Raw genomic sequence first — 24,567 nt, forward strand, 5'->3', positions numbered from 1 at the left:
GCGAACTTTCGAACACCGTGTCGGTTTCCACTCCCCTCGCGCCGCCGCGCCGCGCGAGGATCGGCGCGGGTCGTTCTCGCCGGGGGGAATCGGCGGGGAAACCGTCCTCGAACGGGGGCGAGGGAAGTGGGGTTGCCGTGAGCGGCATCGAGCGTTCCACCGCTTCGCCGGGCCGCGCGTCGTCCGTCGCCGGTGTCATCGCGCTGTGCGTCGCGCTGCTCGCGGGGTGGCTGGGTGCGGTCGCCGGGACGGCCGGCGCGGCCGAGCCCGCCGCCCGCCCGGCGGTGACGGTGTCGCAAAGCACCAACCTCGTCAACCAGCGCATCCTGGTCAAGTGGACAGGCTTCACCCTGGCCGCCGGTACCAACAGCGTCGTCGTGATGCAGTGCAAGGGCACCACGCCCCGGCCTCGGGACTGCTGGTCGCCGACCTACACGGACAACGGCGTCTTCCAGCAACCCGACGGCAATCCGCCGATCCTCGCCACCAAGCAGACCGGAGTGCCCACCCGCGCGGACGGATCCGGAGAGGCATGGCTCCAGGTCAGGCCCGCGCTGCGACTGCCACAACTGGGTTGCTCGGACCGACAGGCGTGTTCGGTCGTGGCCTTCGTGATGCCCGCGGCGGGCAGTACCGCCACCTCCTTCCAGCCGAAGCCGCACATCGATCTGGGCGTCCAGTACCAGATCACCGACACCGAGATGGCGCTGGCCTTCGCCGCCGGGCAGGCGGCGGTGACGCCGCTGTCGTTCATCCCCGCGCCCGACGCGTGTCCGGGCATGGAACACCCGGACCTGTCGGTCAGCGGCACCGGCGAGTTCTCCCAGGCCGGTGCCTCGTGGGTGTTCGGGCTGTGCGGGGCGCGGACCAACCCCGTGAACATGACGGTCAGTTCCGGCTCCGGCCCCAACGCCCGCGAGGTCTTCCTCCGGGACGGAGCCGACATCGGTGTCACCCAGCAGCCCATCGGCGGCGCGCTCGACCAGGCTCGCCCGGTGGGATTGACCGGCACCCGCGACAAGGACAAGACGGTGTACGCGCCGCTGACCAACGGCGCGCTGGCGATCGCGTTCAACATCGACGACTCCAGTACCCACGAGCCGATCACGTCGATGAGCCTGACCCCGCGCCTGGTCGCGAAAATGATCACCGGGGCCTACACCACGGGGCCGCGTGGGCCGGGCGCGATCATCAAGGTCTACGACGACCCCGAGTTCAAGGCCATCAACCAGCCGCACGAATGGCCCGTCGCCGACCGCAGTCCGATCCTGCGCGGCGTCCAGGACGACATGATCTGGGCACTCACCGCCTGGCTCGCCGCCGACCCGGAAACGGCCGCATGGCTCTCGGGGACACCGGATGCCGGCGGCATCGTGTGTCCGCCGGAGTGGCGCGTCGGCGCGGCGACCTACCCGCTGGCGGTGTACACCAACCGCTTGGAGAACCAGTCCAACGTGAACGTGCCGCAGACGGTGTACGAGGACATCGTCAACCGCCTGGGCAACGCGGTGCCGATGAACCGCACCGTGGGCGACTTCGGGCCCAAGGACGACGGTCAGGACGCCTTCGGTTCGCACACCGTGATGGCCGTGACCTCGGTCGAGGCGGCCCTGCGCATGGGTACTCCGGTCGCCAAGCTCCGCAACGCCGCGGGCAACTTCGTGGACCCGACCGACCCCGCGACCGTGCGCGCCGGAATCGCCGCCGCCAAGCCGGGCCCGGACGGGGCGACGCTGACCAACGACTACCGCAGCACCGCCGCGAACGCCTATCCGCTCACCGCCACCGACGTGGCGATGGTCTCCACCGACAAGCTCACCGCCGCCAAGGCCGCCAAGATCGACACCTTCCTCGCCTACGCGGCGACCACCGGGCAGACGCAGACGGGCACCTTCCAGCCCGGTGCGCTGCCGCCCGGCTACACCCCGCTCACCGACGCGCAGAAGCAGCAGATCGCGGATGCCCGCAAGAAGATCGCCGACGCGCCCAAGTGGACCGGGGAAACCCCGCCGCCCACCAACCCGCCCGTGAACGGGAACACCGACAAGAACACCGGCACCTCCGCGGGCACCAGTGCCGGCAACACCGGTATCCCGAACACCCCGGTCACCGGCGACCCCGGCGCCTCGCCCTCGGCCGCGCCGTCGACCGCCGCGCCCTCCACCGCACCGGTGGGTGCCGCCGCGCCGCCGACCGACAAGGGGCCGTTCCCGAAGGTCGCCAGCGTGATCAAGGACGCGCTCGAGGGCGACGGGTCCGCGATCGTGCTGCTCGTACTGATGTGCGTGAGCGCGGGCGCGCTCGTCGCCTGCCCCGTACTGCTCTCCCTCGGACACAAACGCCGCACCGGCAACTGGCCACCACCGGTGGCCGCCGTCCTGCGCCTGATCGGTCGCCAGGGAGTGCCCGCATGACCGCCGACACCTTCTCCAAGGCCCCCGCGACCGCGCCGGCGACCGCCTTCGCGACCGCACCCGCACCCGCACCCGCGAGCGCGACCGCACCCGCAGGCGCCGGCGCCGGCGGGCACCCGCCGGCGACCGCGGGCGGGGCCCGCGCAAGCAGGGCCGACCCGTACACCGTCGCGGGCGCCGCGGTCGCGCTGCTCGCGCTGCTCATCGCGGGCTTCGTCGGCTACGTGTACGTCGTCTCCGACATCCAACAGGCCCGCGACCAGAGCATCCTGGCCGACCGACTCTCCGACGAGCTCTACCGCGACGTCGCCCCTCTCGGCGGCACCATCGCCAAGGGCAGGCCGGTGGCGATGCTGCGGATCCCCGCGATCGGCCTGCGCCAGGTCGTGGTCGAGGGCACCACCGCCGACTCGCTCGCCAAGGGCCCCGGACACCTGCGGACCAGCGGCCTGCCCGGGCAGGGCGGGCACAGCGTGATCATGGGCCGCGCGTACAGCTTCGGCGGCCCGTTCCACGACCTCGACGACCTGCGCGTCGGCCAGCGCGTCGAGGCGACCACCCAGCAGGGCGATTTCACCTACAAGGTGATCGAGCGCAGGCACATCGCCAACGGCAAGGACGACGTGCTCGCACCCGGCCGGGAGAACCGACTGGTGCTGATCACCGCCGACTCGTGGATCCGCCCCGGCGGGCGCACGGTGGTCGTCGCCGAACTGCAGGGCGCCCCCAAGGCCCAGGAGGGTCGGCGTCCGCAAGGTCTACGCGCGGACGAGAAGGGCACCGGCGGCTACGCGAACGCCGGCGTGCGACTGCTCCTGTGGGCGCAGGCGTTCACCATCGTGGTCGCCGTCCTGGTCTGGGCCCTGCGCCGTCACCCCGATCGCCGAGTCACGCTCCTGCTCGGCACCCCGGTCGTGCTCGCCGTCGTGTGGGCACTGTACGAATCCGCCGCACGCATACTCCCGGCGACGCTCTGACGCCGGTTCCCGTCCCACTCCACACCCCGGAGGCTCCGCACGTGACCAGCCCGGACAGCGGTGCGACGACTCTCGCTCCCGCAGCCGAGACCCAGCCTTTACCGGCTCAATCCGCCGGCGGGCGTGGCTCGACGCTCACCGCGGAGACCGTCAGCGCCTGGTTCGGCACCCACAAGGTGCTCGAACGTGTCGACCTCGTGATGGCGGCCAACTCCGTCACGGCCCTGATCGGGCCGTCCGGCTGCGGCAAATCCACGTTCCTGCGCATCCTCAACCGGATGCACGAACTGGTACCCAGCGCCCAACTCGCGGGCCGGGTCCTGCTCGACGGCGAGGACATCTACGACTTTGCCCGCCGGCCGATCGAGACCCGGCGCCGGGTCGGAATGGTCTTTCAAAAGCCCAACCCGTTCCCGGCGATGTCCATCTACGACAACGTGGTCGCCGGCCTCAAGCTGACCGGCGTGCGCAACGCGGACAAGGACGCCGTCGTGGAGTCCTCGCTGACCCGGGCCGGCCTGTGGATGGAGGTGCGCAACCGACTCAGGCAACCCGGCGGCGCGCTGTCGGGAGGCCAGCAGCAACGTCTCTGCATCGCCCGTTCGCTCGCGGTCGACCCCGACGTGCTGCTCATGGACGAGCCGTGCTCGGCCCTGGACCCGACCTCCACCAGGCGGATCGAGGACACCATCGGCGAGTTGCGCGACCAGGTCACCATCGTCATCGTCACGCACAACATGCAACAGGCCCAACGTGTATCCGACCACTGTGCGTTCTTCCTCGCGGCGGAGAACACCCCCGGCCACATCGTCGAGGCCGGACCCACCACCGCGATCTTCGGTGCCCCCCGCGACCCCCGGACGGCCGACTATGTCGCCGGTCGCTTCGGATGAGTCGCAGGCCCCGGACGGTACGCCGGAACGGCACGCGCGCTACGACGTCCACCTGGACGCCGAGCAGCACGTGCGGTGGCGGCTCATCGCCCCGAACGGCCGCGTGCTCGCGCGGTCCGCTCGGGGCCATGTCACGGCGGGGGCCTGCCGCATCGAGCTGGACCGGCTGCGTCGCCGGGTCGTGGACCTGGTGCCCGTCATCGGACGGGCGACGGGGGCACCGGGCTGGTTCTGGAGCGTTGCTCTCGAACCCAGCGCCCCCGTCGCGTTGTCGGCCCGTACCTACGAGCGCCTGGAGAGTTGCCAGGTGTCCTACGAGAGATTCGTCCGCCTGCTGACCGTCACCGAGCCCGACGACTGGTGACCCGGGCCGCGCGCCCGCCGCGATGGCACCGCCGCGATCGCACCGATCGTGGCGGTGCGCACCCGCGGCGCACGCGCCCGACCCGGGGCGGTGGACCCTCCCGTCACGGGAGGGGGCACCGTGGTCGGCCGGGAGGTGATGAGGATGTTCCTCGGCATCGGAGACTTCGCGCGCGCCACGGGCCTGACCGTCAAGGCCCTGCGCTGGTACGACGAACAGGGCGTATTGGTGCCCGCCGACGTGCACCCGGGTACGCGGTATCGCCGCTACTCGGTCGGCCAACTCGAACAGGCGGGCGTGGTCCGCGCTCTGCGGGCGGCGGGGGTGCCGCTCGCGGAGGTACGGATCGCGGTGGCCGCCGGCGGCTCCCCGCAGCAGGCCCTGCACGCCCGTCGCGAGGCGGTGCGCCTCGAACGGGCGCGCGAGGACCGGGCACTCGCGGCGGCCGAGCGGGTGCTCGCCGGCACGGAGGCGCGCTACGACGTGCGGTTGCGGCCCACCCGGGCGCAGGCGTGGGTCGGCGTCGTCGAGCGCATCGCGACGCCTGGGGACGGCGTGGAGTCGGCGGGTGCGGGCGCGGGTTCAGGCGCGGTGGTCGCGGGGGCGGAGCCGGCAGGTGCAGGTGCGGGCTCACGCGCGGTGGCCGCGGGCGAAGGCGGTGCGGGCTCGGGTGCGGTGGTCGCGGCGGACGGGACGGTCGTGGACGCCGATGTCGCGGTCGAGGAGGCCCTGTTCGATCTGTACGCCAGTCTCGCGGCGGACGGAATCACCCCGAGCGGCCCCTTCTGGCTGGACCTGGGCCGACCCGCCGCGGACGCCGGCGCCGAGGTTGCGCTGTGCCTGCCGCTGTCCGCGCCGGCGCCCGAGGGCTGGTCCGTTCCGGGCCGGCGGACGGTCGCCGGCGTGCGCCCGGCCGGTCGCGAGCTCGCCACCGACCATCCGGTCACCGACGACGACCCCGACGACGACACCGCCGTGCATCCGGCGTTCGCCGCCCTCGTTCGCGCCGCCGCCGAACGGGGCCTGTCGATCGACCTGGGCACGCTGCGACAACACTGCCCGCGCGAGGTGCCGGCCGCGCCCGGATCCGGGACGTCCGGGACGGCGGTGGAACTGTCCGTGGCGGTCGAGGGCACGCACCCTACGGGTGAATAAAGGATCGTCGGCGCCGGTACATCTGACACATAATCGGTCCGGTGTTCCTGACCATCGCAACCACGCATCGGCCTGCCACCGACCTCGGCTTCCTGCTGCACAAGCATCCCGGGAAGGCCCAGCGGTTCACCACCACCTATGGCGACGCCCACGTCTTCTACCCCGAGGCGGACGAGGCACGCTGCACCGCGGCGCTGCTGCTCGACGTCGACCCGATCGCGCTCACGCGCGGGGTCAAGCGGGGCAAGGGAGCCAAGGGCTCGCCCGACCTCACGCTCGCGCAGTACGTCAACGACCGGCCCTACGCCGCCTCGTCGTTGCTCGCGGTCGCGCTCGGCACGGTCTTTCGCACCGCGATGCAGGGGCGCTGCGACGCGCGACCCGAACTGCCCGCGATGGCACTGCCGCTGGAGATCGAGGTGCCCGCGCTTTCCGCGCGCGGTGGCGCGGAGATGGTCCGGCGGCTGTTCGAGCCGCTGGGGTGGCAGGTACGGACCGAGACCGTGCCGCTGGACGCGGGATTCCCGGAGTGGGGCGAATCGCGTTACGTGCGGCTGGCGTTGACCGGCACCATGCCGCTCGCGGAGGCGCTGCGACAGTTGTACGTGCTCCTCCCGGTGCTGGACAACGCGAAGCACTACTGGGTCGCGCCGGACGAGGTGGACAAACTGCTCCGAGCCGGCGAGGGTTGGCTGGCCGCGCACCCGGACCGTGACGTGATCGCGAGCCGATACCTCGCCCGCCGATCCACCCTCACCCGCAGCGCGATCGAACGACTGGCCGAAATCGACGAGACCGCACCGGAAGACCTCGACAACGCGATACCGGACGAGCCGGACGAGGACCAGGCACCGGGATCGGGGCCTGCGGTCGCGACTGACGACGCAGCGCCCGCAACCGTCACGGTCGCGAGCGCCGGCGCTGCGCCTGCGTCTGCGTCTGCGCCTGCGGGCGTCACGCACGCGCCTGCGACCGGTACGCCGGCGCCCGCGACCGCTGCGTCCGTGCCCGCGACCTCGGGTGTTGCGCCCGCGGGTGCGCCCGCGGCGGGTGTGTCCGTACCTGCCGCGTCGAACGTTGCGCCTGCGGGTGCGGATGAGACGGCGGGTGCTGCGCCTGCGGGTGCGCCTGAGAGCCTGGGCGTCGCGTCTGCGGGTGTGCCTGCGGCGGGTGCGTCCGTGTCCGGGGCGTCGGGCGTTGCGCCTGTGGGTGCGCTTGCGGCCTCGGGTGTTGCGTCCGTGCCCGTGACCGGTGTCGTGTCGTCTGCGACCGGGACCTCCGTCCCTGCGGACGCGTCTGCGGGCGAGGTCGCCGGCGGGGCCGGCCTGTCGCTTGCCCGGCAGCGGCGGGATGCGATTCTGGAAGCCCTGCGGGCGGCCGGCGCCGAACGGGTGCTCGACCTCGGGTGCGGCGACGGCAAGTTGATCGGAGCCCTGCTCAGGGAACCGCGTTTCCGCGAGATCGTCGGCGTCGACGTGTCCGTCCGCGCGCTCACCATCGCCGAGCGCAAGCTCAAGCTCGCCAGGATGTCGGAGCGGCAGCGCGATCGGGTGCGCCTGATCCAGGGCGCGCTGACCTACACCGACAAGCGGCTCGTGGGCTACGACGCGGCGGTGTTGTGCGAGGTGATCGAGCACCTGGACGAACCGCGTCTGCCGGCCCTCGAGTACGCGGTACTGGGCGCGGCCCGACCCGCGACCGTCGTGGTCACCACGCCCAACGTCGAGTACAACGTCCGCTACGCGCCCGAGGAACCGGGCGGCCACGGCCTCGCCGCCGGCGCCATGCGCCACGGCGACCACCGCTTCGAATGGGACCGCGCGACGTTTCGTTCCTGGGCCGAACAGGCGGCGGCGACCTACGGCTACGCGACGCGCTTCGAACCGGTCGGTGAGGTCGACCCCGAGGTCGGCCCCTCCACCCAGATGGTGGTGTTCACCCGTACCGACGCGGGCGCGGGCACGATCACCCACACCGGCGACACCCCCGCGACCACCGACGCCCCCACCACCCCCACCGACGACGAAGGCACCGGAGCGACGGCATGACCCACGACGCGAGCGCCCGCCGCGCACTGACCATGCCCGACCTGTGTCTGGTGGTCCTGATCGGCACCACCGGCGCGGGCAAGTCCACGTTCGCCCGCACCCACTTCAAACACACCCAGGTCCTCTCCTCCGACTACTTCCGCGGCCTGGTCGCCGACGACGAGAACGACCAGTCGGCCTCCGGCGACGCGTTCGAACTGCTGCACCACGTCGCCCGCATGCGCCTCGCCTCCGGCCGGCTGACCGTGGTGGACGCGACCAACGTGCAGCGCGAGGCCCGGGCGCAACTGGTCCGCATCGCCCGCGACCACGACGTGTTCCCGATCGCGATCGTGCTGGACATACCCCAGGACGAATGCCAGGCGCGCAATGCCGAGCGCCCGGACCGCATGCACCTGCCCCCGCAGGTGATCCAGCGCCAGCACCGCGACATGCGCCGCTCGCTGCGCGGTCTCCAGCGCGAGGGCTTTCGCCGCGTGCACGTGCTCTCCGGCACCGACGAGGTCGCGCGCGCCGAAATCGTCCACGAGCGCCGCTACAACGACCTGCGACACCTGACCGGCCCGTTCGACATGATCGGTGACATCCACGGCTGCCGGGCCGAATTGGAGTCGCTGCTGGTCGAACTCGGATACACACTCACCCGCGACGAGGCCGGGCGGCCGGTCGACGCGGCGCACCCCGAGGGCCACACCGCCGTGTTCGTCGGCGACCTGGTCGACCGCGGGCCGGACACGCCCGGTGTACTGCGCCTGGTGATGGGCATGGTCGGCGCCGGACACGCCCTGTGCGTGCCGGGCAACCACGAGAACAAGCTGGTGCGCGCACTCAAGGGCCGCCAGGTCAAGACCACCCACGGCCTCGCCGAATCGCTCGAACAACTGGCCGCGGAGAGCGAGGAGTTCCGCACCGAGGTGGTCGACTTCTGCGAATCCCTGGTCAGCCACTACGTGCTCGACGGGGGCCGGCTCGTGGTGTGCCACGCCGGTCTGCCGGAGAAGTACCACGGCCGGATGTCCGGGCGGGTGCGCAGCTTCGCGCTGTACGGTGACACCACCGGCGAGACCGACGAGTACGGCCTGCCGGTGCGCTACCCGTGGGCCGACGAGTACCGCGGCAAGGCCACCGTGGTCTACGGTCACACGCCCACGCCGCGCGCCGTGTGGGTGAACAACACGATCTGCCTGGACACCGGCGCGGTGTTCGGCGGCGAGTTGACCGCGCTGCGCTGGCCGGAGCGCGAACTGGTCGCGGTACCGGCCGAACAGGTCTGGTACGAGCCGGTGCGACCGCTCGCCTCCGCCGCCCCCGGCGGTCGCGACGGGCGCGCCCTCGACCTCGGCGACGTGCTGGACCTGGCCCCCGGCGGGGTCGGTCGCCGGCACATCGAGACCGCCGGCGCGGGCCTGGTGACGGTGCGCCAGGAGAACGCGGCCGCGGCCCTCGAGGTGATGAGCCGGTTCGCCATCGACCCGCGCTGGCTGGTTTACCTGCCGCCGACGATGGCGCCCTGCGCCACGAGCACGCTGCCCGGTCTGCTCGAACACCCGGCCGAGGCGTTCGCCCAGTTCCGCGCGGACGGCGTCAACCGGGTGATCTGCGAGGAGAAGCACATGGGCTCGCGTGCGATCGCCCTGGTGTGCCGGGACGAGGCCGTCGCACGCGAGGTGTTCGGCGTGGACGAGGGGATGGGCGCGGGCGCGGGCGCGGTGTGGACCCGCACCGGCCGCGGTTTCTTCCCCGACCGAGCCACCACCGACGGCTTCCTCGACCGCGTGCGCGGAGCGATCGACGCGGCGGGTCTGTGGGCCGAACTGGACACCGATTGGTTGCTGTTCGACGCCGAGTTGATGCCCTGGTCGGCCAAGGCGCAGGAGCTGCTGCGGCAGCAGTACGCGTCGGTGGGCGCGGCCGCGACCGCCGCGCTGCCGGTCGCCGGCGCCGCGCTGGCGCGTGCACTCGCACGCGGTATCGACGTCGGGGGCCTGGCCGACCGGATCGCCGGACGCACGGCCAACGCCCGCGCGTTCGTGGACGCCTACGGCCGGTACTGCTGGCCCACCGACGGCCTGACCGGGCTGCGCTTCGCCCCGTTCCAGGTGCTCGCCGGCCGTGGCGGCTCCTACCTGGGTCGTGACCACGAGTGGCATCTCGCGCTCGCCGACCGGCTGGTCGCGGCCGACCCCTCGGGGCTGCTCGCGCCCACCGGGCGACTGATCGTGGACGTCACCGACGAGGAGCAGGTCGCGGCCGGCATCGCCTGGTGGACCGAACTGACCTCCACCGGCGGCGAGGGCATGGTGGTCAAGCCGCTCGCGGGCGAGGCCGACCGGGTCGCCAACCGGCGCGTGCAGCCGGGGGTCAAGTGCCGCGGACCGGAGTACCTGCGGATCATCTACGGCGCCGACTACACCGAACCGGTGAACCTCGACCGGTTGCGCGATCGCGGCCTCGGCCACAAGCGCTCGATGGCCCTACGCGAGCACGCCCTGGGCGCCGAGGCGCTGGCGCGGCTCGTGTCCGGCGAGGCGCTGTGGCGCGTGCACGAGGCGGTCTTCGCCGTACTCGCGCTCGAATCGGAACCGGTGGACCCGCGACTCTGAGTCCACGTCACCTGTTCGCAGCAAGGGCGGCATCCACGGAAACACGGATGCCGCCCTTTTTGTATGTGAATGCCGACAACTTCGGGTATGTCGCTTCAAAGCCATGTGCCGATCGCGGCGGGTCGAAGGTCCCGGGTCGATCGGTCCGAGCGTCGCCGCAGGTGGGGACCTGTGTCGGAGGTCGGGGACCCGGGTCCGGGTGCAGGATCCGAATGTGGCGGAAAACGGCGCCGAACACCCTCGACGCCGGGCCGCCTCGACACACGGAGGAGCAGCGATGAGCCACGCGGTGGACCCCAAGTCCCCGACCGTCACATCGGCGCCCCCACCCGCGGCGGACGACCCCGATCCGGCACAGGGCACCCTCGGTCTGCCGCAGGCGACCGCGCTGGTGATCGGCGGCGTGGTGGGCACCGGGATCTTCCTGTTGCCGGCCACGCTCGCCAAGTACGGCACCATCAGCATCCTCGCCTTCGGCCTGGTCACCGTCGGCGCGCTGGCGATCGCCGCGATCTTCGGCAAACTCGGCGCCCGCGTCCCCGCGGCCGGCGGCCCCTACGCCTACGCCCGCGAGGCGTTCGGCGAGTTCCCGGGCTTTTTGAACGCGTGGTCCTTCTGGATCACCGCGTGGGCCGGCAACGCGGGCATCGCGGTGGCCTGGGTCGGCTACGTCAACTACTTCCTGCACTGGGACTCCACACCGGGCAAGATCGCGATCGCGCTCGTCGGCCTGTGGATCCCGGCCCTGATCAACCTGTCCGGCGTCAAGAACATGGGGCTGTTCCAGGTCGTCACCACCGTGCTCAAGTTCGTCCCGCTGATGTTCGTCGCCATCGTCGGCCTGTTCTTCATCGACAACGCCAACTTCGGCCCGTTCAACGCGAGCGGCAAGAGCTTCCTCGGCGCCCTCCAGGTCTCCGCCGCGCTGGTGGTGTTCGCCTACTCGGGCATCGAGGCCGCCTCGGTCGCCGCGGCGAAGGTCAAGGACCCCCGACGCAACATCGGCAGGGCCTCGATCCTCGGCACGCTCGCCTGCGCCGGGGTGTACATGCTGAGCACGATCGCGGTGATGGGAAACGTGCCGCACGGCGAACTCGTCGACTCCTCGGCCCCGTTCTCCGACGCGCTGAACAACATGTTCGGCGGGAGCGTCTGGGGCGGCCTGATGGCCGCGATGGCGGTCGTCTCCGGGATCGGTGCGCTCAACGGCTGGACCATGCTGTGCGCGGAGATGCCGTACGCCGCGGCCAAGGACGGCATGTTCCCCCGCCCGTTCGCGGAGGTCAACCGGGCGGGGGTGCCCGCGTTCGGGATCCTCGTCGCGACGGTCCTGACCTCGGTCGTGGTCGCGGTGAACTACCTGTGGTCCGAGGACGCGTTCGAGACGATCCTGCTGCTCGCCACCGTCACCACCGTGATCCCGTACCTGTTCTCCGCGTCGGCGCAACTGTTCTGGCTGGTCACCCGCGAGCGCCCGGTCTCTCGCGCGGCGCTGGCCAAGGACCTGGCCATCGCGGTCGTGGGCTTCGTGTTCACGCTGTGGATGGTCTACGGCGCGGGCTCCGACGCGGTGCTCAAGAGCCTGATCATGCTGCTGCTCGGCATCCCGGTCTACATCTGGGTCAAGGCCGCGCGCGGCGAGTACGGCCCCGGCGGCGCCGAGGCGCCACCCACCGACCCGGCGGACATCACCGTCGACATGCGCGGGCACTAGCGCGGTGCGCGCCCCGCGCGCGCATCGTGTCCCCACGAACCGGAAACACCATTCGCAAGCCCGTCCGGTCCCGACGACCGGCACGTACATCGCAGTTCGCAACGGTCAGGAGGACCATTCCATGGGGTTCCACGTCGAGTCGGAGACCGGTCGTCTCAAGCAGGTGATCCTGCACCGTCCGGACCTGGAGATGAAGCGGCTGACCCCGACGAACAAGGACGAACTCCTGTTCGACGACGTCCTGTGGGTCAAGCGGGCCCGCGAGGAGCACGACGCCTTCGCGGACGCGCTGCGCGATCGGGGCATCCGCGTACACCTGTTCACCGACCTGCTGCGCGAGACCCTCGCGAGCGAGCCGCCGGCGAAGAAGATGGTCCTGGACCGGGTCTTCGACGAACGCGAGTTCGGCCTGCTCGCGGTGGACGAACTGCGCGGCCTGTTCGAGGGCTTCGACGTCAACGAACTGGTGCGCTACCTGGTCGGCGGGATCACCAAGCGGGAGATCCTGGAGTACATGGAGGAGCCGCACAGCGTCGCGTTCCACACCATGGACGTGGACGACTTCGTGCTCAAGCCGCTGCCCAACCACATCTTCACCCGCGACACCTCGTGCTGGGTCTACGACGGCGTCGCGGTGAACGCGATGACGATGCCCGCCCGCCGGCGCGAGACGGTGCACTTCGAAGCGATCTACACCTACCACCCGAACTTCGCCAAGGGCGACTTCAACGTGTGGAACCCCGGCCAGAACAGCTTCCCCGCGACGATGGAGGGCGGCGACGTCCTGGTCATCGGCAACGGCGCGGTACTGGTCGGCATGAGCGAGCGCACCACCCCGCAGGGCGTCGAGGCGCTGGCGCGAGCACTGTTCAAGCACGGCTCCGCGACCAAGGTGGTGGCGCTGAGCATGCCGAAGAAGCGCGCGTTCATGCACCTCGACACGGTGATGACGATGCTCGACGGCGAGACGTTCACCAAGTACGCGGGCATGGGCATGCTGCCCTCGTACACGATCGAACCGGGCGACCACGAGGAGGCGCTCAAGGTCACCGACCACGCCGCCCACGACATGCACAAGGCGATCGCGAGCGCGCTGGACCTGTCCGACATCCGGGTCCTGGCCGCCACCCAGGACGTGCGCTCGGCCGAGCGCGAGCAGTGGGACGACGGGTGCAACGTACTGGCCGTGGAGCCCGGCGTGGTCTTCGCCTACGAACGCAACGTCACCACGAACACCTTCCTGCGCAAGAACGGCATCGAGGTGGTCACCATTCGCGGCAGCGAACTCGGCCGCGGTCGCGGCGGACCGCGCTGCATGAGTTGCCCCGTCGAGCGCGAGGCCGTCTAACCTGGCGGTTTGCCGATCCGTACGACCGTCGCCCGACTGTCGTGCACCCGCGTTTGAGCCGTCGAACCCCCCGTGTCCGACGGCTCCCCGACCCCCGATCCCCCGGATCCCCCGATCCCGTTCGAAGAGAAGCCCGGAGCCATGGCCTTCAATCTGCGTCACCGCAACTTCCTCAAGGAATTGGACTTCACGCCCAAGGAGTTCAATCACCTGCTCGACCTCGCCGCGGACCTGAAGGCCGCGAAGTACGCGGGCATCGAGCAAAAGCGCCTCGTCGGCAAGAACATCGCGCTGATCTTCGAGAAGACCTCGACCCGCACGCGGTGCGCGTTCGAGGTCGCCGCGTACGACCAGGGCGCGGGCGTGACCTACCTCGACCCGGGCGGCTCGCAGATCGGCCACAAGGAGTCGATGAAGGACACCGCGCGGGTGCTCGGCCGGATGTACGACGGCATCGAATACCGAGGCAGCAAGCAGGAGTACGTCGAGGAACTCGGCAAGTACGCGGGCGTGCCCGTGTGGAACGGCCTGACCGACGAGTGGCACCCCACGCAGATGCTCGCGGACATGCTCACGATGCGCGAACACTCGGACAAGCCGCTGCACCGCGTCTCGTTCGCCTACCTCGGCGACGCCCGCAACAACATGGGCAACTCGCTGCTGATCACCGCCGCGATGCTGGGCATGGACGTACGCATGGTGGCGCCCGAGGCGTTGTGGAACCACCCGGAGATCGTCGACAAGGCCAAGGAGATCGCGGTCGGGACCGGGGCCACGATCACCCACACCACCGACGTCGTCGAAGGCGTCAAGGGCGTGGACTTCCTCTACACCGACGTGTGGGTGTCCATGGGCGAGCCCAAGGAGGTCTGGGACACCCGGATCGCGCAACTCAAGGCGTACCAGGTCAACATGGACGTGGTGAAGGCGACCGGGAACCCCAAGGTCAAGTTCATGCACTGCCTCCCCGCCTTCCACGACCGCAACACCGCGGTCGGTCGGGACATCTTCGAAAAGACCGGCATGGAGGCGCTGGAGGTCACCGACGAGGTTTTCGAATCGGAGTTCTCGATCGTCTTCGACGAGGCCGAGAACCGCCTGCACACGATCAAGGCCGTCATGGTCGCCACCCTCGGCGACTGACACGCGGCAGGAGGATCGGCGCGGCCCGGGCACCGGACCACCGGTACCCGGGCCGCGCGTGGTTGCGGAACACCCCATTCATCCCGCTTTGCCGCGACGATGTGATCGGCCGACCGCCGTTCGCGATCGTCGCCCGGACCGAAGGGATCCACCATGCGCGTCGTCGTCGCCCTCGGCGGAAACGCGATGCTCCAGCGCGGGGACAAGCCCGACGCCGACATCCAACTGCACAACATCCAAAAGGCGGTCAAGTCGCTGGCCCCGTTGGCGCGCGAGCACGAGCTGGTGGTGACCCACGGCAACGGCCCCCAGGTCGGCGTACTGGCCCTGCAATCCGCCGCCGACCAGTCGCTCACCCAGCCCTACCCGTTCGACGTGCTGGGCGCGATGACCCAGGGCATGATCGGCTACTGGCTGCTCCAGTCGCTGCAGAACGCGTTGCCCGGCCGCCAGGTGTGCTCACTGATCAACCAGACCCTCGTCTCCACCGCCGACCCCGCCTTCCAGGACCCGACCAAGTTCGTCGGCCCCGTCTACGAGGAGGACGAGGCCAAACGGCTCGCGCAGGAGCGCGGCTGGATCGTCAAGCAGGACGGCAAGTGGTGGCGCCGCGTGGTGCCCTCGCCCAAACCCGCGCGCGTGGTGGAGACCCGGCTGATCCGCCAACTGCTCGCCTCCGGCGCGGTCGCGGTGTGTGCGGGCGGCGGCGGCGTGCCCGTGGTGCGCAACGAACTCGGCCAGCTCACCGGCGTCGAGGCCGTGGTGGACAAGGACCTCACTGCGGCGCTGCTCGCCGAAGCCCTCGACGCCGACGCGCTGTTGCTGCTTACGGACGTGCCCCGGGTAATGCGCGGATTCGGGCAGCCCGACGCGCAGGAGATCGCCAACGCCACGCCCATGCAACTGCGCGCCGGCGACTTCCCGGCCGGGTCGATGGGGCCCAAGGTCGATGCCATCTGCCGGTTCGTCGAGATGACCGGTGACATGGCGGCGATCGGAGCGTTGGATCAGGCCGCCGAGATCCTGCGGGGCAATGCCGGGACGATCGTCACGCCGAGCGGCAAGTATCCGGAGACCAGCCTGCTCTGACGGGAGTTCGGGGGTTGGTGCTCGGTGGTGGGCGCTCGGTGCCTGGTTTTCGGTACCGGGTGTTCGGTGCCGGATGTTCGGTGCCGTATGTTCGGGGCACTGCGGTCGCTGGCGGGCGGTCGCCGGTCGGTCGTCGGCGCGGACGACCGGGGTGGTTCGGGACGCGGCGGGCCCGCGGGAACGCGGGTTCGCCGACGATCTTTTCGAGCGCGGATCGGTAAAGGGTCTGGTTTGATCGACCCGTGTGCTGTGACCATGTCGAGCATGGCCGTCTCCGTGATGCCTGCCGCCGACACACTCGCTCGAACGCTGCTCGCCGCCCGAGGCGCCGAGTGGGGGGACTGGTCCGTCGAAGCCCTCCAGGAGACCGCCGGGCGACTCGGCTGGGAGACTCGCCGGGACGAGGACGGGCGCCTGGTGATCGAGACCGGCATTCCCGGACTGCTGTGCCGGGGCGATCCCGGTGAGCACGCCGAGGGAGCGCCGTGCGTACGTCTCACCGCTCCGCTGCCGGTCCGCGTGGATCCGCCGCCGCCGACGCCGGGCCTCCAGGGCCCCGTGGTGCCGGGCCAGTACGCCTACGGCGGCGGAGGGGGGATCGGCGCCTGGGGCACGGTGCCGTATGTCCGCGACCGCGGGCGGGAGTTGGACGCCGCGCACACCCGGCTCGGCGCGGCGCTCACCGCGACCCTGGGGCCGGCGCCCTGGCGTGGCGGGCCGGCCGCGTGGTTGCGGTGGCGGTCGCGCCGGATCACCCTGCGGCTCTCGCGCGACGACGCGAACGAGGCGCTGGTGATGGAGTTGTTCCCCACCCGCGCCGGCGAGGCCTTCGAACGACGCGGATTCGAGCGCGCGCAATCGCTCGCCGGACTGCCGTACATCTGGTGCGTCAGCCGGCCCGACATGAGCCTGGCCGAGCTGTTCCTGCCGTTCGGGCCCGACCCGCGCGACTGGGCCGACTTTTGCGACGCGCTTCCGCGCGTACTGTCCTCGCTGGTGGTGGACATGCCACTGGTCGGATGGGTGGAACCGGTGCTGCTGGTCTTGGGCGACGTCGCCGAACCCGCCCACACGGCCGAGATCCGGGTCGGACAGGACCGGCTCGAACTCGGCAACATGCCGGGCAACGGACGCCAGGTCTGGCTGCGCCCCGGCGCCGAACACGCGGTCGAGGCCGCCGAGTCGATCCTGGAGGCATTCGCCCACTGGGGCATAGACGGCGTCCGCAGACTCCGCACCCGGGCGTGGACGTCCGGCGGATACGTCGACCTGCCGGGCATCGGCGTACGCCCGGAGGGAACCCACCCGGACGACGCGTGAGCGGGCACGGGGCGGCCGGCCGGGCGTACGGCGACTGCGCGCCGGCCGCAGGCACCGAATGGCCACACCGGAGGCGCCCGCATGGGCGTAGGGCAACTGCACCGGCTGCAAGCGCCGAATAACTGCACCGGGGGGGCGCCTGCGTGGGCGTAGAGGTGCGCCTGCGGCCGCAACCGCGACAGAGGCCGCACCTGCAACCGCTCTCCCGGCCCGTGCGCCTGCGACAGAGTCCACGCCTATGAACCACCCGCGCCCGTGCCCGCGCCCGCAGCCGCGCCCGCGCCCACGCCCCCGCGACGTGCGCGAGCTTGGGCGCGGGTGTCGGCTTCGCGTCAGTCCTTCGTGCCCGCCCGCCACTGCAGGCCCCAGCCATACGCCTGGTCGACCTTCTCCTGGTTGCCCTTGATGTAGCGCACCTCGCGCTGGATCGTCAGGTCCCCACCCTGGTTCTGCACCAGCGCGATCGCGCACGACCGCGCCGCGCCGCCGGTCTCGTCGAGCCGGATCTCCAGCTCGGGTCCGGTCGCCGGCGTCACCGTCACCACCGCCTGTGCGTCGTCGAACGTCACACCCTTGTAGATGAACGCGAAGATCAACAGGCGCTTGAAGCTGCTCTTGTGATCGAGGTTGATGAACAGGTTCTCGCCGGCGGCATTGGCGCCCGTACGGTCGTCGCCGTCGAGGTACACGTACGGGGGTGAGTCGGCCGAGCCGAACGAGTTGCCGAGCGCCTGCACGATCCCCTTCCTGCCGTCGGACAGCTCCCACAGGCAGCACAGGTCGAGGTCCGTCGGCCCCATCAACCGCTTGAGCATGCCGCGCCCGGGAGCGGCCTGAACCCAGTTCAGGTTCACCCGCATCCGACTCCCGGTGATGCCCTCCTTGCTCAGCGAGACCATCGGCGATGCCTTGGTCAACGTCACCTTGCTCAGCCGCACCGGCGGCCGGGCCGGGGTACTCGGGGCCGGCGACTGCCGGGTGACGGGCGGCGGCGTGGAGGCGGGCCGTGGCGCCGGCTCCGGTTTGCGGACGTTCAGCCGGGGCGGAGCCGGCTGCTGCACCGGCGGCGGAGGCGGCGGCGCCTGTACCCGCGGGGGAGCGGGCGGCGTCGGCGGGGCGGTCACCGAGATGCCGAAGTCGGTGGCGAGCCCTTCCAGACCGGTCGAGTAGCCCTGCCCGATCGCCCGGAACTTCCAGGCCCCGCCCCGGCGATACAACTCGCCCGCGAGCATGGCGGTCTCCACGGTCGCGTTCGCGATGTCGAACCGGACCAGGTCCGCCTCGGCCCCGGGGTCGCTCACCAGCAGGTGCAGATCCCGGATGCCCGCGAAGGTGCCGTTGTGCGCCGACGCCGCGAGCACCACCCGATCCACACTCGCCGGCATCGACCCGAGATCGATCTCCAGCGCGTCCCGAGACCAGGTCCCCTCGTCCTTGCCGACGTGTCGCACCGCGCCGGACGGATGGGCCGGCTGGTTGTAGAACACGAAGTCGGCGTCACTCGCGACGCGACCGGACGCACCCAACAACAGCGCCGACGCGTCCAGACCGGGTGTACCCGGCCCCGGCCGCCAGACGAGGACCGCGCGCACCTTCGCGGGGGTCACCGGCGTGTTCTGTCCCTTGCCCAACTGCTGCACCATGGACACGATCGTCACACGAGTGTGCTCATCGGTTCATCCCTTGGCGCGAAAAAACCGGGTGCCCACTCGTACGGGTGAGTAAAACCTGGGTGAAACGTACCCGCGTGTCCGCTATTCTTGCTCGCCTTGCCCGGGGTGTTGCGGGCCGGAGTCGGCGTTCGTCACGCATCAGACTCGGCGCAACGAAACCAAGAGTGAGCATCCCCACGCCTCCGACCGAGGCCACTCCGGTATGCCCGGACTCGCGTGCCCGTTCGGCTCCGCCGACGCCGCACGCCGCCCGGGGAAGGGATTTCACCATGTCGTTCGTATCCGCGCGCCCGCTGCGGCCCGACCGTCCGCCCGATCGCCGGGCCCGCGTGTACCGCTTCGGCGCGCTGTTCGGCGCGGGCTTTCGCCGCTGGTCCACGTACCGCCAAGCAGCGCTCGCCGGACTGTTCACCAACATCGTCTTCGGTGTGATGATCTACTCGCTGCTGCGCGCCCTGGCCGACGACGGCCGCCGGCCGGGCGGCTACGACACCACCCAACTCGCCACCTACGTCTGGGTCGGCCAGGGCATCCTCAGCGTCGTCCACGTGTGGTCCTGGAACGAACTCGCCGACCGCGTCCGCAGCGGTGACGTGACCGCCGATCTGCTGCGCCCCATCGACCCCTTCGAAGCGTTCCTGGCCGCCGACCTCGGGCGCGCCGCCTACGCGGTCCTCGCCCGCATGGTCGTTCCCGTCCTCGCCGGCGGCCTGATGTTCACCCTCTACGTGCCGCATCGCCTCTACACGGTGCCGCTGTTCGTCATCTCGCTGACCCTGGGCACGGTGCTCAGCTTCGCCCTGCGCTATCTGGTCAACCTCGGCGCGTTCTGGCTCCTCGACGCGCGCGGACTGAGTGCGGTGTGGTTGCTCGCCTCCGGGGTGTTCGCGGGCACCTTCTTCCCGCTGCGCTTCCTGCCCGAGTGGGCGCAGGCGGTGTTGTGGTTCGGCACCCCGTTCCCCGGGTTGTTCCAGATCCCGCTCGACGTGCTGGTCGAACGTCCCGGCCCCGCTCAGCAGATCGGCAGCGTCGTTCTGCAACTGGCGTGGGTCGCGATCCTGATCCCGCTCGTGTCGCGCGTGCAGCGCGCCGCCACCGACAGGCTGGTGATCCAGGGTGGCTGAGCCGGGAGTCGGACAGGCGTACGCGCGCCTGGTGCGGGCCCAGATCCGCAGTCAGACCCAGTACCGGTTGTCGTTCGGCATCGATGTCGCGTCCTGCGCGCTCGGCACGCTCGTCGAAGCCGCGGTGGTCCTGGTGGTGTTCCGCGTCTCGCCCACGGTCGGCGGATTCGGTCTGCGCGAGGTGTTGGTGATGTCCGCGCTCGCGGCCTTCGCGTTCGACCTCGCGGACCTGCTGGTGGGTAACATCGAACGCTTGTCCACCTACGTCCGCAAGGGCACGCTCGACACCATCCTCATCCGCCCGCTGCGCGTGCTGCCGCAACTGCTCGCCACCGACTTCGCGTTGCGCCGCGTCGGGCGTGTGGCGCAGTCGTCGGTGCTGCTGGTGGCAGTCCTCGTATACGCCGACATCGACTGGACACCGGCGCGCGTGCTGATGCTCGCGCTCACCCCGCTCGCGGGCTGCGCGCTGTTCGCGGCGGTGTTCCTGCTGGGCGCCTGCGTCGCGTTCTGGTTCGTCGAATCCGGTGAGATCGCGAACGCGTTCACCTACGGCGGCAAGGAGTTCGCCCGCTATCCGGCGACGATCTACCCGGGGGTGCTGCGCCGGGTGTTCGGGTACGGGGTCGGCCTCGCGCTCGTCGGCTATCAGCCCGCGCTGTTCCTGACGGGGCACGCGGATCCGCTCGGCGGGCCAAACTGGCTCGCCTGGTCCTCTCCGGCCGCCGCCGCGCTCGCCTGGGCGATCGCGCTGCTGGTGTGGCGGACGGGGATTCGGCATTACAGGAGTACGGGATCGTGATCGACACCGCGACCGAGACGATGATCGACACCGACACGATGATCGAAGTGCGCGACCTGCGCAAAGAGTTCACGATCAAGCGCAAGATCGGCCGGGTACGGCGGGAAACGCGGACGGTGTCCGCGGTCGACGGCGTCGAACTGAGCATCGCCCGGGGCGAGATGGTCGGCTACATCGGACCCAACGGGGCCGGCAAGTCGACCACGCTCAAGATGATGACCGGCATCCTGACCCCGACCTCGGGCCACATCCGCGTCTGCGGACTGGAGCCGGTGCCCCGCCGGCGCCGGCTCGCCCGCCGGATCGGGGTGGTCTTCGGGCAGCGCTCGCAACTGTGGTGGGACCTGCCGCTGCGCGAGTCGTTCCGGCTGTTGGGCGCGGTGTACACGGTGCCGCGCGTCGAACACGAGGCCCGGCTGAAGCGATGCCGGGCGATGCTGGAACTGGACGAGTTCATGGACACGCCGGTGCGTCAACTCTCCCTCGGGCAGCGTATGCGCGGCGAGATCACCGCGGCGCTCCTGCACGGACCCGACGTGCTGTTCCTGGACGAGCCGACGATCGGACTCGACGTGGTCAGCAAGCAGTCGCTGCGCGTGTTCCTGGCGGACATCGGCGCCGGCGGGGAGGTGACGACCGTACTCACCACCCACGACCTCGCCGACATCGAACACCTGTGCCGACGCCTGATCGTGATCGACCGGGGACACGTGGTCCACGACGGCACGCTGGAAGCCCTGCACGCGCGCTACGGCTCGCGCCGGCGAGTGGTGGTCGATCTGGACGAGGCGCGCGAGCTGGACGTGCGCATGCCGGGGGTCACGGTCGAGGGCGTCGAGGCGGACGGTCGCCGGGTCACCTTCGCGCTGGACGGGGTGCCTGCGGGGGAGTTGATCGCCAGGATCGCGCGCGATGGTGGGTTGCGGGACGTGTCCGTGCGCGAGCCGACGATCGAGGAGGTGGTGGCGCGGTTGTATCGCGGGTGACGGGGCGTGTCGGGTGCCTGGGGAGCGGGCCCGGGCGGTGGTTCCGGAAGCGGGCGCCGGCGGTGCGTGCGCCGATCGACGCGCCGTGGCCCGGGCGGGTTCCGGAACGGCGGGCACCGAGCCCCGGTTTGAGGGATTGCCCGCTGCGGGCGTGTGCCGCCCGGGAGGAGAGTCTTCCCCAGGGAGGACGGGACATGGCGGATGGTGAGGGGGAGGTCGTCGGTGCCGCGCTGCTGCGCTGGGCGGACGGGCGGTTTCCGTTGCCGGGCGATCCGGGGCATCGCTGGTACACCGCTCGCGGGGGCGTCGTCGCGGCCTTGGCCGGGGCCGCGGTAACCCTGCGGGCGGGGGATCCCGACGCGAAGGCGACGGGGTGGGTGGGCGACGCCGACCCGGACCAGTTGCGGATCCTCGCCGCTGCGTCCGCCCGTCCTCCCGTCCTTGTGGTGGTGGGCGCGGCCGGGACGGGCAAGACCAGGACCGCCGCGATGATCATCCGGCGGGAGATCGACACCGGCGGTCGGGTGCTGGTGGTGACGCGACAGCGCTATGGCGTACGGCGGTTGTGGGCTGAACTCGCCGACGTCGGGGTCGGGGCACGGGTGCCACGCGCGGGTTCGGGTGCGGGCGGGAGGCGGGGCGCGAGCGAGGGGGCGGGTGCGGACGACGGCGCGGTGTTGGATCGGCACAGGCGTGCCATGGTCGAGCCGTTCGGCGCCTGGGGGCTGACCCTGCGCGGGATTCAGGACCACCTCGTCGGACGGGCGCCGTGGACCGGGCCCGTACTCGATCCCCGGCGTGCGGCGGAACTCGATCCACGCGAGGCCCGGCGGCTCGCGCGCGACCTCGAACGTTTCGCGCACGCGGGCGGGCTGCGCGACGGCGTCTGGCACGGGGTACGGATCGACACTCCCGAGCAGGCGCGGACCACGGTCGGCGAACTCGCCGAGTTGCGCGCCCGCTTCCGGGAGATCCGCGCGGCCGCGGCGCGGGCCCGACTGCATCCCGATCGGCCCGAACCGCGCGATCCGGCCGAGTGGGCCGCGTGTCTGGCCCTCGTCAAACGGGTGCGAGAGTTCTCGGTCGTCATCGATCCGGGAATCCTTGCCGGGCCGTATTCGATCCGACAACTGCTGGCGGCCACGCGCTGGTACGGCCGTCCCGCCGTCCACCGCCATCTGCGCGAGCACACCCGCTTTCCCATCGATCGGGGCGGGATGCGGCTCGCGCTGGCGGAGGCGCGTGCACTGCGTCGGCTCTTCCGGGAGCAGCCGGGCGGACTGCCCGAAGCGGCGTTCCTGCGGGCGATGGTGCCGGCGTGGGTCGACTCGGAGCACCAATGGCAGGCGCTCGCGGCGTACACCGAAACCCTGTTCCCGACCCTGGGCTTGGCGGCCGACACCTCATTGCCCGACATCGCGGCCCGCCTCGACCGGTTCGCCCGGTCGATCTCGGCGGAGGGCGTGTCGCCGGAGGTGCTCGCGGACCGCTGTCGCTCGTACGCCCGCCTGGCGACCGCCGGCCTCGCCCCGCTCGTCGCGAGCCTGACGGCGCGGACGGTGCCGGCGGACGAGGGCGCGGACGAGTACGAGCGATTCCTGTACACCTCACTCGCACACGCCGCGACCACCGGCGACCCCGGCGTGGTGGTGGGCCTGCAGGCGCACGCGCATCGGTATCGGATACAAGCGGCGGCGACTGCGAGCGCGGGTGGACCCGGGGCGGTCGCACTCTCGGGTGGGTTGATGTCGTCGCAGGCGATGCCGGCAAGCGAGCCGGTGCACGTGATGTCGCCGCGTGCGGCACGGCAGTTGCCGGATAACGCGCACTTCGACCTGGTGGTGGTGGACGACGCGGGGACAGTGAGCGAACGCGACGCGATCCCGGCGCTGTTGCGGGCGGATCGGGTCGTCGTGATCGGTGACCCCCTGGGGCCGGGGCTCGGTGATCCGGACGGCCCGGTCGAACCCGGCGACCCCGGTTCCGAAGGCGACCTGCGATCGGTGCTCGCGTCGGTGAGCCGGTTCGTCGAGCCGATCCGGATCGGCTACCCGCACCGTGCCCTCGACGAACGGCTCGCGATGCCTTCGGGCGGGGCGACCGGCGCCGAACTCCCGGGCGTGCACGGGGAGGCGGCCGTGCGGCACATCGTGTCGGTCGAGGACGATGTCGCGGCGGTGGTCGAGACGGTGCGGGAGTGCCGGGCCCGCCATCCCGACGAGAGCGTTGCCGTCGTCACCCTGGGTGGGTCGCAGGCGCGCCGGATCCAGGCCGCACTGCCGGCGGGGCACTCGGGCCCGGATCTCGTGGTGGGTCGCGCGGCGGCCCTTCATGGGGGCGAGTGGGACACGGTGCTCCTCAGCGTCGGGGCGAAGCGGGATCGCGAGGGTCGGCTGATCCATCGATTCGGCGCGGCGACCATGCCCGGTGGGGACGCACTCGTGGCGTCGGCGGTGTCCCGTGCACGCCGGCGACTGATCGTGGTGAGCGCCTTCGAGGCGAGCGAACTCGACCCGACCCGACTGCGCGCACGCGGTGCACGGATGTTGCGAACGGTGCTACGGCACGCGGGCTCGGACAACTGCGGGTGCGGGTGCGGCCGTGGGAGATCCGAGGGCGAGGCAGCGGTCGCGAGGGCGCCGGCGCGTGTGGATGCGGTCGCGGGTGTGCGGGCCGGCGGGAACAGGCGCGACGTCGACGGCCCGGACGTGTTTCATGCGGACGTGCTCGATCGGCTGAGGGAGGCCGGTCTCGACCCGATGTACGAGTTCGGGGGACCTGCGGGTGTCGTGATTGCGCTCCCCGACCGTCCTGCGGACCTAGTACTGCAATTGCGTTTGCCGTGACTTCTGGGCCTGGTGGTCGTTGTTCAGGTCATGGGTGGGGACCTTGGTGTGGGTGATGTGCGGCGATG

At 71.2% G+C, this 24,567-nt stretch carries 17 protein-coding genes; 16 read left to right on the forward strand and 1 reads right to left on the reverse strand.

Features of this window, described 5'->3' with window-relative positions:
• Positions 1-137: 137 nt before the first annotated feature.
• The 12 genes from ACH4XV_RS11370 to ACH4XV_RS11425 all read left to right on the forward strand — a co-directional run bounded on the left by ACH4XV_RS11370 (position 138) and on the right by ACH4XV_RS11425 (position 17,068).
• Positions 138-2,414: a hypothetical protein gene (locus ACH4XV_RS11370; protein ID WP_395788581.1), complete on the forward strand. Its 2,277-nt coding sequence runs from the start codon at positions 138-140 to the stop codon at positions 2,412-2,414.
• Positions 2,411-3,391 carry a sortase gene (locus ACH4XV_RS11375; RefSeq protein WP_395788583.1) on the forward strand — a complete coding sequence of 327 codons (981 nt, stop codon included), beginning with the start codon at positions 2,411-2,413 and terminating at the stop codon, positions 3,389-3,391. The genes ACH4XV_RS11370 and ACH4XV_RS11375 overlap by 4 nt, the downstream gene beginning before the upstream one ends.
• Positions 3,392-3,567: 176 nt before the next feature.
• Positions 3,568-4,284 carry a phosphate ABC transporter ATP-binding protein gene (locus ACH4XV_RS11380; protein ID WP_395788696.1) on the forward strand — a complete coding sequence of 239 codons (717 nt, stop codon included), beginning with the start codon at positions 3,568-3,570 and terminating at the stop codon, positions 4,282-4,284.
• Positions 4,262-4,648, forward strand: a complete 387-nt coding sequence (locus ACH4XV_RS11385) for a hypothetical protein (protein WP_078974919.1) — start codon at positions 4,262-4,264, stop codon at positions 4,646-4,648. Before ACH4XV_RS11380 ends, ACH4XV_RS11385 begins: the two co-directional genes overlap by 23 nt.
• Before the next feature lie 144 nt (positions 4,649-4,792).
• Entirely contained in the window at positions 4,793-5,803 is a 1,011-nt protein-coding gene (locus ACH4XV_RS11390) for a MerR family transcriptional regulator (RefSeq protein ID WP_395788585.1), read from the forward strand.
• 41 nt (positions 5,804-5,844) lie between these two features.
• A complete protein-coding gene (locus ACH4XV_RS11395) occupies positions 5,845-7,851 on the forward strand; it encodes a 3' terminal RNA ribose 2'-O-methyltransferase Hen1 (protein ID WP_395788587.1) in 2,007 nt (668 codons plus the stop codon).
• A complete protein-coding gene (locus tag ACH4XV_RS11400; RefSeq protein WP_395788589.1) occupies positions 7,848-10,454 on the forward strand; it encodes a polynucleotide kinase-phosphatase in 2,607 nt (868 codons plus the stop codon). The genes ACH4XV_RS11395 and ACH4XV_RS11400 overlap by 4 nt, the downstream gene beginning before the upstream one ends.
• A gap of 277 nt (positions 10,455-10,731) precedes the next feature.
• Positions 10,732-12,168, forward strand: coding sequence for an amino acid permease (locus ACH4XV_RS11405; protein WP_395788591.1), 1,437 nt, complete (start codon positions 10,732-10,734; stop codon positions 12,166-12,168).
• 121 nt (positions 12,169-12,289) lie between these two features.
• On the forward strand, positions 12,290-13,516 hold the full coding sequence (locus ACH4XV_RS11410) for an arginine deiminase (RefSeq protein ID WP_395788593.1): 1,227 nt from the start codon (positions 12,290-12,292) through the stop codon (positions 13,514-13,516).
• 141 nt (positions 13,517-13,657) lie between these two features.
• Positions 13,658-14,659 carry an ornithine carbamoyltransferase gene (gene argF / locus ACH4XV_RS11415; RefSeq protein ID WP_395788595.1) on the forward strand — a complete coding sequence of 334 codons (1,002 nt, stop codon included), beginning with the start codon at positions 13,658-13,660 and terminating at the stop codon, positions 14,657-14,659.
• A gap of 153 nt (positions 14,660-14,812) precedes the next feature.
• Positions 14,813-15,748, forward strand: a complete 936-nt coding sequence (gene arcC, locus ACH4XV_RS11420; RefSeq protein WP_395788597.1) for a carbamate kinase — start codon at positions 14,813-14,815, stop codon at positions 15,746-15,748.
• 264 nt (positions 15,749-16,012) lie between these two features.
• A complete protein-coding gene (locus ACH4XV_RS11425; protein ID WP_395788599.1) occupies positions 16,013-17,068 on the forward strand; it encodes a hypothetical protein in 1,056 nt (351 codons plus the stop codon).
• A 332-nt stretch (positions 17,069-17,400) separates the two neighbouring features.
• On the opposite strand, the gene ACH4XV_RS11430 is transcribed toward ACH4XV_RS11425, so the two are convergent.
• Positions 17,401-18,711 carry a TerD family protein gene (locus ACH4XV_RS11430; RefSeq protein WP_395788601.1) on the reverse strand — a complete coding sequence of 437 codons (1,311 nt, stop codon included), beginning with the start codon at positions 18,709-18,711 and terminating at the stop codon, positions 17,401-17,403.
• A gap of 299 nt (positions 18,712-19,010) precedes the next feature.
• Between ACH4XV_RS11430 and ACH4XV_RS11435 the strand changes: the two genes are divergently transcribed.
• The 4 genes from ACH4XV_RS11435 to ACH4XV_RS11450 all read left to right on the forward strand — a co-directional run bounded on the left by ACH4XV_RS11435 (position 19,011) and on the right by ACH4XV_RS11450 (position 24,499).
• Positions 19,011-19,865: an ABC transporter permease gene (locus tag ACH4XV_RS11435; RefSeq protein ID WP_395788603.1), complete on the forward strand. Its 855-nt coding sequence runs from the start codon at positions 19,011-19,013 to the stop codon at positions 19,863-19,865.
• Positions 19,858-20,667: an ABC transporter permease gene (locus ACH4XV_RS11440; RefSeq protein ID WP_395788605.1), complete on the forward strand. Its 810-nt coding sequence runs from the start codon at positions 19,858-19,860 to the stop codon at positions 20,665-20,667. The genes ACH4XV_RS11435 and ACH4XV_RS11440 overlap by 8 nt, the downstream gene beginning before the upstream one ends.
• A gap of 38 nt (positions 20,668-20,705) precedes the next feature.
• Positions 20,706-21,653, forward strand: coding sequence for an ATP-binding cassette domain-containing protein (locus ACH4XV_RS11445; protein ID WP_395788698.1), 948 nt, complete (start codon positions 20,706-20,708; stop codon positions 21,651-21,653).
• Between the two features lie 194 nt (positions 21,654-21,847).
• Complete coding sequence (locus ACH4XV_RS11450) at positions 21,848-24,499, forward strand: hypothetical protein (RefSeq protein WP_395788607.1); 2,652 nt, start codon at positions 21,848-21,850, stop codon at positions 24,497-24,499.
• Positions 24,500-24,567: the final 68 nt, after the last annotated feature.

Source organism: Embleya sp. NPDC020630 (genome assembly GCF_044334985.1).
GTDB lineage: Bacteria > Actinomycetota > Actinomycetes > Streptomycetales > Streptomycetaceae > Embleya.

Coding starts and splice junctions, on each gene's coding strand:
- ACH4XV_RS11375 (WP_395788583.1), top strand. CDS start 2,411: ATGACCGCCGACACCTTCTCCAAGGCCCCCGCGACCGCGCCGGCGACC.
- ACH4XV_RS11385 (WP_078974919.1), top strand. CDS start 4,262: ATGTCGCCGGTCGCTTCGGATGAGTCGCAGGCCCCGGACGGTACGCCG.
- ACH4XV_RS11390 (WP_395788585.1), top strand. CDS start 4,793: ATGTTCCTCGGCATCGGAGACTTCGCGCGCGCCACGGGCCTGACCGTC.
- ACH4XV_RS11400 (WP_395788589.1), top strand. CDS start 7,848: ATGACCCACGACGCGAGCGCCCGCCGCGCACTGACCATGCCCGACCTG.
- ACH4XV_RS11405 (WP_395788591.1), top strand. CDS start 10,732: ATGAGCCACGCGGTGGACCCCAAGTCCCCGACCGTCACATCGGCGCCC.
- ACH4XV_RS11410 (WP_395788593.1), top strand. CDS start 12,290: ATGGGGTTCCACGTCGAGTCGGAGACCGGTCGTCTCAAGCAGGTGATC.
- argF (WP_395788595.1), top strand. CDS start 13,658: ATGGCCTTCAATCTGCGTCACCGCAACTTCCTCAAGGAATTGGACTTC.
- arcC (WP_395788597.1), top strand. CDS start 14,813: ATGCGCGTCGTCGTCGCCCTCGGCGGAAACGCGATGCTCCAGCGCGGG.
- ACH4XV_RS11425 (WP_395788599.1), top strand. CDS start 16,013: ATGGCCGTCTCCGTGATGCCTGCCGCCGACACACTCGCTCGAACGCTG.
- ACH4XV_RS11430 (WP_395788601.1), bottom strand. CDS start 18,711: ATGGTGCAGCAGTTGGGCAAGGGACAGAACACGCCGGTGACCCCCGCG.
- ACH4XV_RS11435 (WP_395788603.1), top strand. CDS start 19,011: ATGTCGTTCGTATCCGCGCGCCCGCTGCGGCCCGACCGTCCGCCCGAT.
- ACH4XV_RS11445 (WP_395788698.1), top strand. CDS start 20,706: ATGATCGAAGTGCGCGACCTGCGCAAAGAGTTCACGATCAAGCGCAAG.
- ACH4XV_RS11450 (WP_395788607.1), top strand. CDS start 21,848: ATGGCGGATGGTGAGGGGGAGGTCGTCGGTGCCGCGCTGCTGCGCTGG.